This window comes from Pedobacter sp. MC2016-15, from assembly GCF_026239695.1.
Taxonomy (GTDB): domain Bacteria; phylum Bacteroidota; class Bacteroidia; order Sphingobacteriales; family Sphingobacteriaceae; genus Pedobacter.
In genome coordinates, this window is record NZ_JAPIVS010000003.1 from 758,194 (window position 1) to 772,074 (window position 13,881).

At 47.0% G+C, this 13,881-nt stretch carries 6 protein-coding genes; all 6 read left to right on the plus strand.

Annotated elements, in window-relative coordinates; translation table 11 throughout:
- Positions 1-44: 44 nt before the first annotated feature.
- The 6 genes from OQY15_RS12185 (at position 45) to OQY15_RS12210 (ending at position 13,876) form a co-directional block, all read left to right on the plus strand.
- A complete protein-coding gene (locus OQY15_RS12185; protein ID WP_265792033.1) occupies positions 45-3,260 on the plus strand; it encodes a TonB-dependent receptor in 3,216 nt (1,071 codons plus the stop codon).
- Between the two features lie 14 nt (positions 3,261-3,274).
- A complete protein-coding gene (locus tag OQY15_RS12190; RefSeq protein WP_265792034.1) occupies positions 3,275-5,068 on the plus strand; it encodes a RagB/SusD family nutrient uptake outer membrane protein in 1,794 nt (597 codons plus the stop codon).
- Between the two features lie 9 nt (positions 5,069-5,077).
- A complete protein-coding gene (locus OQY15_RS12195) occupies positions 5,078-7,543 on the plus strand; it encodes a glycoside hydrolase family 95 protein (protein WP_265792035.1) in 2,466 nt (821 codons plus the stop codon).
- Complete coding sequence (gene pelA, locus OQY15_RS12200) at positions 7,543-9,477, plus strand: pectate lyase (protein WP_265792036.1); 1,935 nt, start codon at positions 7,543-7,545, stop codon at positions 9,475-9,477. Before OQY15_RS12195 ends, pelA begins: the two co-directional genes overlap by 1 nt.
- A gap of 94 nt (positions 9,478-9,571) precedes the next feature.
- Positions 9,572-12,832 (plus strand): cytochrome c biogenesis protein CcsA, encoded by a 3,261-nt coding sequence (gene ccsA, locus OQY15_RS12205; protein ID WP_265792037.1) that lies wholly within the window; start codon positions 9,572-9,574, stop codon positions 12,830-12,832.
- A 384-nt stretch (positions 12,833-13,216) separates the two neighbouring features.
- Positions 13,217-13,876, plus strand: coding sequence for a DUF6266 family protein (locus tag OQY15_RS12210; RefSeq protein ID WP_265792038.1), 660 nt, complete (start codon positions 13,217-13,219; stop codon positions 13,874-13,876).
- Positions 13,877-13,881: the final 5 nt, after the last annotated feature.

The following is a 13,881-nucleotide window of genomic DNA, read 5'->3' on the forward strand; positions in this document are numbered from 1 at the left end:
AAATTTTGGCTCCGGTATACATTTGACTAAACCAAATATATACTATGAATAAAATCTTACTCGCATTTTTTATGCTGGTGCTCTTCTGCAGTAATGCCAGGGCACAAACGAGGCAAATCACAGGCCGCATCACGGATAACCTGACCAACGAACCTGTTTCCGGCGTCAGTGTGGTATTAAAAGGCACCAAAACAACCACTACTTCAGACGCTAAAGGTATCTACCGGATCAATGTTCCCGCTACAGGAACAGTTGTACTTATCGCAAGGTATGTAGGTTACAAAACCAATGAGGCCACGGCTGGCCCCGGGGCTGACCTGAATTTCATTTTGCGTGAGGACGTAAGTTCCCTGAATGAGGTACAGATTAACGTAGGTTATGGAACGGTATCACGCGAGGCGCTAACTGGAGCTGTATCTTCTCTCAGGGCTGATCAGATCAGGGATGTGCCGATCAATTCTGCAGAACAGTTGCTTGCCGGTCGCCTGGCAGGGGTGCAGGTTACTGCCACGGATGGAGCTCCGGGTACGAACGTACAAATCCGGGTACGCGGCGGCACATCGATTACGCAGGATAATGCCCCGCTCTATATTGTTGATGGGGTGCAGGTAGAAAATGCACTGCGTTCTCTCTCCCCCCAGGATATCGAAACTATTGATGTACTCAAAGATGCCGCTTCTACGGCTATTTATGGTGCCCGCGGAGCCAATGGTGTGGTACTGATCACCACTAAAAGTGGAAAAAGTGGCAAAACCTCTGTGAACTATAATGCCTTCGTCGGGGCAGGAAAGATCCTCGGTAAACTGGAGGTGCTTAATGCGGTGGATTATCTGAAATATCAGTATGAAAGAAACCGTGCTTCGGCGATAGACAGCGCTGGATTTGTTTCCAGGTTTGGTCCCTATGATACTTTGTCTGTTTACCGCGATAAGGGGAGGGACTGGCAGGAAGAGGTATTCGGACGGGTAGCACTACAGCAGACGCATAACCTGAGCATCAATGGTGGCGACCAGAAGATCAATTACAACCTGAGTCTGACCAGCAACGGCCAGGACGGCGTGATGATCAACTCTGATTACAACAGGAAACTGCTGAGCTTTAAGATGGAGATTAAACCTGATGATAAATTCAGGAGCGGTTTTACCGTCAGGTATAACGACGAGCGAATCAACGGAGCAGGGGTGTCCAGTCCGGGTCTGGCAAGGGATAATTTTCTGAAAAATACGCTTGCCTACCGGCCTATAGAAAGTAAAAACGGGGATGATATTAATTTTTACGACCAGCAGTACCTCGCGGCGGCAGATCTCAGGAATCCTGTGATCAATGCTACTGCAGTGTACAGAAAGACGCTTACAAAAAGGTACAACCTTAGTGGTTACCTGAGTTATGCTTTCACAAAAGATATTACAGCCAGGGTAACAGTAGGTTATGATAATAACAATGCCAGAACCAATAATTTCTATTCTGAAATCACTGGTCAGGCTGCCCTCTTTTCGGGTATGCCCATCGCTTCAATTCTGACAGGTGCAACCAATACCCTCAATAATTCCAATACGATCACTTATACTAAACGTGGTATCAATAAACATCATGATCTGGATTTCCTGATCGGGCAGGAGATCTATCAGACAAGTACGCAGCACTTCAATGCCGAAACACGGTATTTCCCCATCGGCATCAGTGCAGAGAAAGCCCTGGCAAATATGAATCTCGGCAATCCGCCTTCAGGGCAAGCTCAGCCCAGACCAACAACGAATGATGTGACTGCCAAAAGTTTCTCTTTCTTTTCCAGAATCAACTATGCCTACGACAAAAAATACCTGATTACCATCACAGGCAGGGCCGATGGAAGTTCCAAGTTTATGGATGGCAGCCGCTGGGGATATTTCCCTTCAGCTGCCCTTGCCTGGAGGTTATCTGAGGAAAGCTTTGCGCAGTCGTTCAAATCAGTGCTTTCCGATGCAAAAATCCGCCTGACACTGGGATCAACAGGAAATAACCGTATCAATGATTTCAGCTACCTCCCCTTGTATTCCTCGAGCACCAACTATGCCCTCAATGATCAGTTGATTCCGGGTTTAATCCCGAGCCAGCTGGCCAACCCTTCCGTAAAATGGGAAACAACCTTGTCGCGCAACCTGGGTGCGGATCTGGCCTTCTTTAAAAATAGAATACAGCTGACTGCAGATATCTATTACAATACGACCAAAGATTTGCTGCTGCAAAATCCCATCCCGCAAACATCAGGTTATACCCAGCAGACACAAAACATCGCTTCCACCTCCAACAGAGGGCTGGAGCTACAGCTGAGTGGCGTAATTGCTGAAAGCAAAAACTTTACCTACTCGGCTAACTATAATATGTCCTTTAACCGTAACAGGGTGGAAAAGCTGAATAATGGGATTACCAGTAAAGGATATGCATCCGGATGGGACACCAATACCGGTAATGACTATCTGGTAGAAGTAGGAAAATCCCTAGGACAAATGTATGGTTATCAATCGGACGGCTTTTACAAAGTGAGCGACTTCACTTATAACCCACTAACTTCAACTTATGCCCTGAAACCCGATGTAGCTTCATTCTTTGGCGTAACACGTAGTTCTGTGCAGCCGGGAACGATGAAACTTAAAGATCTCGGTGGGCAGATCAGAAACCCTGATGGGAGCCCGGCCATACATACTGATGAAGACAGAACAGTCATCGGTAACGCAGCGCCTGACTTTACCGGTGGACTCAATCAGCAGTTCAGGTATAAGAACTGGGATATGAGTGTCTTCGTTAACTTCAGCGTCGGCAATGATATCTATAATGCCAACAAAATAGAACTTACCAACGGGCGCCTCAATGGGCCAAACCTGCTGGCAATCACCAATGGCAGATTCAGGACGATTGATGATAACGGAAAATCTCTGTATAATGATCCTGCAAGACTCGAAGCTTTTAACCAGAATGCCACTTTCTGGAGACCCTATGAAAACAGTCCTTTATTTACAGACTGGGCTGTCGAGGATGGTTCTTTCCTCAGAATCAACAATATCAGCCTGGGTTATACCCTGCCGCAAAGTTTATTGCAGCGTGCAAAAATCAGGAGCCTGAGGCTGTATGCTACAGTAAATAACCTGGCTACGATCAGTGGATATTCAGGTTTTGACCCTGAGGTGAACACCCGTACAAACGGGGGCCTGACTCCCGGTGTAGACTATTCTGCCTACCCACGAAGCAGAACGATAATTTTTGGCTTAAACCTTTCTCTATAATATACATACAGGTTATGAAATTCAGATCTTTTAACAAATATATGGCTGTAGTTTTAACAGTCTGCTCCACACTGATATTCTCATGCAAGAAATATCTGGAGGTAAAACCTCAGTCGGCCTTCGCCCCTGAAGATGTGTTCAGCAATGTATCCAGCGTAAATTCTGCGATTATGGGCGTTTACCAGCTGCTGGCGGGTGATGATGGCTACGGCCAGCGGCAGTCGCTTGTTTTCCCCAATGACACCGACGAATTTACCCGTAGTGGCGATGTGGACGCCGGCGCACGCGGACTTGCCCGCTATGTAGCTGATGCAGGAAATTCTGAACTGCCCGCTACCTTTATCAGGGGCTATAATGGTATTGAGCGTGCCAATCTTTGTATCAAATACATTCCGGCCATGAATGCCTATAACAACGGCACTGAGGCAGATAAAAAAGAATTGAGAAGGATGTATGCCGAAGCGCTGACACTGCGTGCGATTTACTATTTTGATCTGGTAAAAAACTGGGGAGATGTGCCCCTGCAAACTGAACCTTCGGTTTCCGGTATGGACTTCAATGTCTCGAAAGTCAATAGTGAGGTGATTTACGACCGCATATTGGGGGATCTGCTGATAGCCGAAAGACTACTGCCATGGAGAAAGGAAACCGTAAGTGATGAACGCATCACTCAGGGTGCTGCAAGGGGCCTGCGTGCACGTATCGCCTTGTTCCGCGGAGGCTATATGCTCAGGAGAACATCTAAAGTAATGGAACGTCTCCCGGATTACCTGAAATATTATACGATGGCAAGAGATGAATGTGATACCGTTATGAAATCCGGCCAGCATAGCCTGAACCCTAGTTTTTACGACGTATGGAAAAAGGTGAACGAACTTGTCCTGGACAATGTATATGGCGAAAGGATGCTGGAAGTAGCCATGGGCGGGGGGAACGCCAACTTCGACAGCAAGCTGGGCAGAGCCAGCGGAACGCGCATTGCCGATGGTTCGCGCTATGGCCCGGGCGGTGGGGCACAGAACCCTACGACGAGCTATTTTTATGCTTTTGATCCGGCAGACCCGAGGAGGGAAGTGACCATCTCCAATTACAATATTGACGTCAGGAATCTGAAAAGCCCGGCAAGAGTTACGGAGATGAACGACGGAAAGTACAGGCGGGACTGGAGACCCATCATTGCCGGGGCAACGCAGACACTGGGAATGAACTGGGTGATGCTTCGCTACGCTGATATTTTACTGATGTATGCGGAAGCAGTGAACGAAATTAACTCAGGCCCTGATGCTGCAGCGGTTAGAGCATTTGAAGATGTCAGAAGAAGGGCTTTCAGTGCCGACTTGAGTAAAGTGGGTCGTACGCCATTGGATAAGGCGGGCTTTTTCACTGCGATTGTTAAAGAACGCTCGCTGGAACTTGGCGGTGAAGGAATCAGGAAGTATGATTTGGTAAGGTGGAATTTGCTGGGTGCCAAGTTGCAGGAAGCCAAAACAGTGATGACCAGTCTCATCAATGCAGCGCAGTATCCGAAATATTTGTATTACCGCAATGTAGGCGAGGAGTTCGAATTTTATCCTGGAACCGGATACTACCTTCCCGAGCCTGCCGTACCACCTGCGCCCCTGTACAATGCGATTACCAATCCCAACGGATATATCCGGGTAGAATGGCGTCAAAGCCTGAATACCAGCAGCGGAGGCTTTATTGAGAAACTGGGACGTTCATTTCAGCCCAATCATTCCGAGGTCCTGCCTATACACAAAACTATTACAGATTTAAATCCTAACTTAAAACAGGATTTTGGTTATTAAAAATTAATTATGAGACGATACTTTATTACTTTATCAATTTGTGCAATCTCCCTCAGCAGTTTTGCCCAGAGCAACTTAAAACTCTGGTATGACCAGCCTGCCACCAACTTCAACGAGGCACTACCTATCGGCAACGGCCGGCTTGCCGCAATGGTCTTTGGTGCGCCTGCCAGCGATAAGCTGCAACTGAATGAAGAGAGCATCTGGACGGGACAACCGCACAATAACCTGACCGACAGCCAGGGTCTGGTCATCCCTGAACTCAGGAGGTTATTATTTGAAAAGAAGTATGCGGAAGCGCAGGCCTTATCAAAAGAAAAAATGAAGTCGCCCCAAAACGGCATGAGCTATCAGCCCGCAGGCAACCTGCTGCTGAACTTTAAGGGACATGACAAGGTAACCAACTACCGGCGCGAGCTGGATATCAGCAAAGCAGTATCCAGTATTTCATATGATCTCGGGGGCGTGCATTACAAACGTACCTACTTTGCTTCTTTTGTGGACAGCGTAATTGTGATACACCTGGAGGCGAGTAAAGCCGGAGCGCTGAATTTTGAAATTGCAGCAGGAAAAGTGCAAAAAAATAGTGCTGTCAGTGTTCAGGGCAACCAAATCAGGATGCAGGGTACTCCCGCAGAGGCTGAGGGACTGGCAGCGAAGATCAACTTTGTAACGCTCATCAATGTGGTCAACAGCGGCGGCAGGATTGCTGCTGCTGATACCAGTATTAAGGTCAGCGGTGCCAGTTCGGCAACCATCTACGTTTCTATTGCCACCAACTTCAAAAACTACCGTGATCTCTCTGTAGATCCGCAGATTAAAGCCGCAGGTATCATCAGCAGGGCAGTAAAGAAGGATTATGACAGTCAGCTCGCAGCACAGGTAAAGTTTTACCAGCAATATTATAACAGGGTAAGCCTGGATCTGGGAAGCAATGCATCGGCTGCACTGCCGACAGATCAGCGTATCAGAAACTTTAAAACAACATATGATCCGCAGTTGCTCTCCCTGTATTTCCAGTTTGGCAGGTACCTGCTGATCTCATCATCACAACCAGGTGACCAGCCGGGGAACCTGCAGGGGAAATGGAATGACCGGATTAAACCGGCCTGGGATTCCAAATATACCATCAATATCAATACAGAAATGAACTACTGGCCATCTGAGCCTGCAAATCTTTCAGAACTGGGAACACCCCTGTTTAACATGCTGAAAGAGCTCGCGGTGACGGGCAGGGAGAGTGCTGACAAAATCTATCATGCCAAAGGATGGATGGCACATCACAATACAGATCTCTGGCGCATCACAGGAATTGTAGATGGCGGCTTTTACGGCATGTTCCCTAACGGAGGAGCCTGGCTGACAAGGCATCTCTGGGAGCATTACCTGTATACAGGCGATCAGAAATTTCTGAAGGAAGCCTATCCGATCCTGAAAGGAGCTGCTGAGTTTTATGTAGATGCCCTGCAGAAGGAGCCTGACCATGGCTGGCTGGTGGTGTCACCTTCGATGAGTCCTGAAAATAAGTATATGTCCGATGCAAAAAGCGGGGGCGTAGGTTTGACTTATGGCAGCACAATGGATAACCAAATCGTTTTTGAGTTGTTCTCGCATACCATCCGTGCTGCAGAAGTGTTGAAAACGGACCAGGCCTTTGTGGAAGTGCTGCAGCAAAAACGTGCGCTGCTGCCGCCGATGCAGATCGGCCAGTTCGGGCAGCTGCAGGAATGGATCGAAGACTGGGACAGGAAGAATGATCAGCACCGCCATATCTCCCATCTGTTTGGCCTGTATCCTGCCAACCAGATTTCTCCATACCGGAATCCCGATATCTTCGCCGCGGCAAAAAATACGCTGATCAGCAGGGGTGATGTATCCACAGGCTGGAGCATGGGCTGGAAGGTCAACTTCTGGGCCAGGATGAAGGATGGGGACCACGCTTTTAAGATCATCTCCGACCAGCTCAACCTGGTTTCGCCGGAAGTACAATCAGGGCAGGGAGGGGGAACATATCCCAATCTTTTTGACGCCCACCCGCCATTTCAGATCGATGGTAACTTCGGCTGTACGGCAGGCATCACAGAGATGCTGTTGCAAAGCCAGGATGGAGCGATTGAGCTTTTGCCTGCCCTGCCCGCTGCCTGGGACAAGGGAAGTATCAAAGGTCTCAGAGCCCGTGGCGGTTTTGTCATTGATATCGACTGGGAAAATCACAGGGTAAAACATGTGAAGATTGTGTCTACCCTGGGCGGCAACTGCCGGCTGCGCAGTCCGCATGCCCTCGGTAAAACAGCAGGTTTAAAGCCAGTTGCGGCAAATCAGGAAAATCCCAACGGCTTTTTCAGGGTTGATCAGCCAAAGAAAGCGTTGCTTTCTCCAAAAGTGGTGCAGCAGGCAGCGGCTCCCCTGAAGGAGACAATGCTCTACGATCTGAAGACCGAAACTGGTAAAATTTATGAGATCAACACACTTTAATGATGAGAAGATTATTATCAATTGTATTCTTGTTGCTCAGCCTGAGCAGCGCATATGCGAAAGACATTCAGATCACCGTAGCAAAAGATGGCAGCGGAGATTACAGCACCGTACAGGAAGCAATCAATGCGGTGGAAGATTTTAAACGCAGTGTCACAAAGATTATCATCCGCAAGGGCATTTATAAAGAAAAGCTGATCCTCCCCGCTTCAAAACAAAATGTCAGATTTGTGGGTGAGCGTGCTGAAAATACCATTCTTACCTATGATGATTATGCCTCAAAGAAAAATAGTGAAGGTAAGGCACCCGGAACAACCGGATCGTCAAGTTTTTTTATCTATGGCAACGGCTTCAGTGCTGAGAACATTACTTTTGAAAATTCATCTGGCCCCGTAGGTCAGGCAGTGGCACTATGGGTTGCAGGAGATCAGTGCAGTTTTGTCAACTGCCGGATGCTCGGTTTTCAGGATACGCTGTATACCTATGGCCCTGGTTCAAGGCAGTACTACAAGGATTGTTATATCGAAGGAACGGTAGATTTTATATTTGGTTCGGCAACGGTAGTTTTTGAGGGCTGTGAAATATTTTGTAAAAAAGGCGGATATATCACAGCAGCATCAACACCTTCCACATCAAAATATGGCTATATTTTCAGGAACTGCAAAATAACGGGTACTGCTGCGGCAAATACTTTTCATCTGGGCAGACCATGGCGACCGGATGCAAAAGTGGTTTTCATCAAATGCGAACTGGGGGAGATGATCCGTCCTGAGGGCTGGAGCAACTGGGGAAAACAAAGCAACGAGAAAACTGCCTATTATGCAGAATATAAAAGCAAAGGGCCCGGAGCCCAGCCGGAACAACGCGTAAGCTGGTCGCATCAGCTGGATGATGCTGCAGCCCGCGAATATTCTCTAAATACTGTTTTCAGGGGATGGAAGCCAGGTACAATTTCTACCGTACAGGCCCTGGATCCTGTCGCTGAAAACATAATCACCTACCAGAGGAGTGTGGGTGGATGGCCTAAAGCAGTCATCAATATTCCGGTAGATTATAAAACGACACTTTCGCCCGCCGACAAGCTGGCCATCAGGGCAGACTCTCTGCATGATGACGCAACGATAGATAATTCTGCTACGACGAGGGAGATCAGGCATCTTGTAAAAGCCTATAAGGGAACACGCAATCAGCAATACCTCCGGGCAGCTGAAAAAGGAATAGATTACCTGCTCAAGGCACAATATGCCAATGGGGGCTGGCCGCAATATTTTCCGAAAAAAGATTTTTACCGGCATCAGATCACCTATAATGATAATGCCATGATCAATGTGCTTGATATCATGCAGGATATTGTGGAAGCTTCAAATGACTTCGATGTTGTCAACTCCGCCTATATTAAGCCCGCCGGCGATGCAGTGCAAAAAGGAATAGACTGTATCCTGAAAACCCAGATCAGGACGAATGGCCGGCTCAGCGCCTGGTGTGCACAGTATGATGAGAAAACTTTAGCACCCGCCAAGGCCAGGTCTTTTGAACTGGCTTCAATCAGTGGTGGTGAATCTGTCAACATTGTCCTCTTCCTGATGCGCTTTAAGAATCCCTCTGAAGAGATGAAAACCGCTGTAAATGCGGCAGTACAATGGTTTGATCAGGTGAAGATTGAAGGATATGAATTTGTGTTTATTGATGATCCATCAAAACCAAATGGCAAAGACCGTGTATTTCGTAAGAATCCTGCTTCCACCATATGGGCACGCTTTTATGATATACAGACCAATCAGCCATTTTTTACAGGGAGGGACAGCCAGCCAAAAAAGACGGTGGCGGAGATCGGGGCAGAGCGCAGTGCAGGTTATGCCTGGTATGGTACCTGGCCGGCAAAATTGCTGAATACGGCGTATCCTGAATGGGTAAAAAACAATTCCGGGCAGTAGGTTATATCATCTAAGTATCTTTTTCTCAAAAAATTTCATCCCGTAGGGGAAAAAATATTCAATTTGTGCCCGTCCGGCAAAACGGGCACATCAAATGATATCACAATTAAGCAAGATCCTCTTTTCTACCCGCACAATGGGTGCCCTGTTACTTTTTTATGCCTTCTCTATGGCGTTGGCTACATTTGTAGAGAACGATTATGGTACAGCGGTTGCCAAAGCATTGATTTACAATTGCTGGTGGTTTGAACTGGTGATGTTTTTCCTGATTCTCAACTTTATCGGGAACATCAAAAGATACCAGCTGATCTCATTGAAAAAATTGCCGTTGCTCGTGTTTCACCTGGCTTTCATTATCATCTTCATCGGCGGATATGTCACACGTTATATCAGCTTTGAAGGTTCAATGCATATCAGGGAAGGGGAGAGCAGCAACGATGTGGTATCTGACGCCACTTTCTTTAAGGTGCAGATCGGTCAGAACGAACAGGCACTGGCCTATGACGACAAACCGGCGATACTGATATCCAACCAGGTACCCTGGTATTTGAAATCCTTCAGAAAGACTTTTGTACAGCAGTATGACTACAAAGGCACAAGGGTAAAAATGAAGGTAGTAGACTTTTATGCCCGTGCGCAGGACTCCCTGGTGCTGAACCCTGCAGGGAAACCGGTATTGCATCTGGTGGTGCTGGAGAATGGCAAACGTGTCAATAAATATATTGAAAGTGGTGAGGTAAAGCTGATTGATAACATGATCATCAGCTATAATAAACAAACCCAGGGGGCTATCAATATCTCTGATGGCTTTGAGGGTTACAAGATCTCTTCGCCCTATGAAGGTAACTATATGATCATGGCTACCCAGGAGAGAAAAGTGGTGCCGGCAGATAATCAGCCTCAGGAGTTTCACCTGAGAAGTTTATATACTTACGGGGGACTTGCCTTTGTAGTACCTGAGCCTGCCAGTCCCGGAAATATTATTTATTATGAAGGTGATAAACGCAGCCATGAGCATGACCTGGACCTGGTGAAGGTTGAAGTAACTACCCCCAATGCAGTGGATACCGTATCTTTTTACGGTGGTAAAGGCATGACCAACTTTCAGTTTCAGGGAGAGGTCGCCGGACTGCCAATTGCCATGGCCTACGGTTCCAAGATCTATAAAGCCCCGTTCTGGCTGAAGCTGGTAGATTTCAAAATGGAAAAATATCCCGGAAGTAACAGTCCTGCGGCATATTCATCTGATATCATGATCCGCGATGGACATACTGAACGTCCCTACAAAATATATATGAACCATGTGCTGGATGAAGATGGCTACCGTTTTTTCCAGTCGAGCTTCGACCAGGATGAACTGGGTACCGTACTTTCTGTAAACCATGATTACTGGGGAACAAATATTACCTACATCGGTTATACATTGCTTTTCGCAGGACTTTTCGTAACACTTTTCTGGAAGGGCACACACTTCTCCAAACTGAACGAACAGCTGAAAACAATATCGCGTTCCAAGGCTTTATTGCTGTTGATGATCCTCCTTCCGGGAGGCGCAGCTTTCAGTCAGGAGATAGACATGCACGGCACTGATGGCAAACCACATGTGCATAACCATGCCGCTGACAGCACGGCTCCTTCTGCTGCTGCGCCAACTGACCACAACCACGTGGCTGATATGCAGCGCATTCTCGCAGGACAGGCCGTGGATGCAGCATCATTTGCAACTACAGTACGCACAGACCGCCAGCATGCCGACAGCTTTGGGCGATTGCTCGTGCAGAACATCGATGGCCGTATCGAGCCGGTAAACACGATGGCACTCGAGATTTTACGTAAACTCTATCAAAAAGACAAGTTCTACACCCTGAATGCCAATCAGTTTTTCCTTGCTGTATCTACATTTCCTTTCGACTGGGTAAATGTTCCGCTGATTAAGGTGGGCAGCAAGGGCGGACCAGGTCTGCTCGCTGCGGTGAAGGCCAATGCTGAAGGATACACGACCATGGTGAATCTCCTGACGCTGTCTAAGGATGGCAGCATAGATTTCCGCCTGAAAGATGATTATATGAAAGCTTTTGCAAAAAAGGCTTCTGAACAAAACGGTTACGATAAAGATATTATTGAACTGAATGATAAGTTGCAAGTAATGCAGCAAGTGCTGAACGGGCAGTACCTGCGGGTGTTCCCGGTTGCGGGTGATGCCAACAATACATGGGTCACTCCGCCCACTCCTGCGGCAGACAGCACAGCTACGGCAAATCCGGCGACGCAGTATATCATGAGCACTTATGAAGCTTCCAAGTCAGGTAACTGGACATTGCCTGAGCAGAAGCTGGAAGCGCTGAAACAACTGCAGTTTCAAGTCGGAAAAGCGGTAGTACCTTCTCAGACAAAGATTGATATGGAAGTTAACTATAACTCCTGGAACATCTTTTTAAACCTGATGATTGCCTATGCTTTATTAGGAACAGTAATTCTTGCCCTGGCTTTCAGCAGTTTGTTTAAAAACTCTAAAGGTTTACGTAAAACCATCAATGTGGTGCTGGTACTGATATGTATCGCAGCGCTCTTACAGTTATACGGACTGGCCGTGCGCTGGTATATTTCAGGTCATGAGCCTTGGAGTAACGGCTATGAGGCCGTGATGTTTATCAGCTGGATAGGTGTCATGTCGGGCTTGTTGTTATACCGTAACAGTAATGCCTTTATCCCTGCTGCCGGCTGTCTGATTGCGGTGATCCTGATGGGATTTGCCCACGGAGGTTCACAGATGAATCCACAGATCACCCCGCTGGTTCCGGTACTCAAATCTTACTGGCTGATGGTCCATGTGGCGATCATCACCTCAAGTTATGGCTTCTTCGGCCTGAGTGCATTGCTGGGCACAGTAGTATTGCTGTTATACATCATCGACCATAAAAAGATCAGTGCCAGGGTAAAAGCTTCCGTAGTAGAGTTGACGATTGTCAATGAGATGTCGCTCACTGTAGGTATATTTTTACTGACAGTAGGAACCTTTCTGGGAGGAATATGGGCCAACGAAAGCTGGGGGCGTTACTGGAGCTGGGATCCCAAAGAGACCTGGGCCTTTATCTCAGTAATTGTCTATGCTTTTGTACTGCATGTGAGGCTGATTCCTGCGATGCGCAGTAAATATTTATTTAACCTGCTTTCGCTGCTGGCCTTTTCGGTCATCATCATGACGTACTTTGGGGTAAACTATTACCTGACAGGGCTGCATTCCTATGCACAGGGAGATCCTGTACCGATTCCGGGCTGGGTATATGTGACGATAAGTGTAGTCGCTTTACTGGCAGTAGTTTCTTACCGCAGGTACAAGCTAAGATCGAAATAGTATTATTAGGGTAATGAGCAGTGTATAAGCTGGGTTTGATTTGGGTTTGCTACATAAATCAGTGTTTTATTTCTGGTGTATAACAGATATATAACCGGAATTTATACCGGGTATGAAAGAAGTTTGGAGCAGGTTTCCGTAGACTAAATCACGTATCAAACTCGTCGGAAAGTCGAAGCATAGTCGTTCCAAACCCCTTTCAAAGAGCCGTTATATACCGGATACTTACCCTATACTTTCCCTAAGATACTTAGTGAAGTATCTGTTTAACGTTTGTGAATCAGTCGATTGACATAAAAAAATGACGCTGAAGCTCTTGTGTTTTATGCTGTAATTGTTTAACTTGGTGTTAATTAATTGATTATTTACATAATTCTTTATTTTATGGCCAAAGCAGACAACAATTCAGGTGATGGCTACTCAGGTAGAGTAGGAAATACAGTTTATTACAAAAGAATGGGCAAGTGGGTGAAACGCACGATTGGAAAATCAAACAAACCTGCCAGCCCGGCGCAGTTAAAACACCGTCAGCGCGTTAAAATTACAAACAAGTTTATCGCTCCTGTGAAGGAGTTTATCGAGATCTCACTGGCACCGGAAGGCAGAGTCCTTCAGCGTACGCCCAATGACCTGATGCTCAAGTACACCCTTGGTACCGCCATCACAGGGGAATATCCAAACCAGGAAATTGATTTTACCAAAGCACAGTTCAGTGCCGGTAATATGAAGCCAACGCCAGCGCTGGAAGTTACTCAGAATGATGCCGGACTGCGCTTCAGCTGGGATACAGCACTTATTCCGGACGAATTCAGGAACGATGATCAGGTTTTGCTGCTCATTTATTTCCCGGAACTGGAAAAAGCTGACTTCCAAACCACAGGAATCAGCAGATCCGACGGCAGCTATCAGCTTGATGTGCCCAAAAATGACAGTGCTACCAAAATGGAAACCTATATCTCCTTTATTTCTGCCAATAGAAAGCGGGTTTCTCCGAGCAGCTACCTGGGTCAGTTCATTTTACCAGCTTACTCAGTCTCAAATTAAATAAC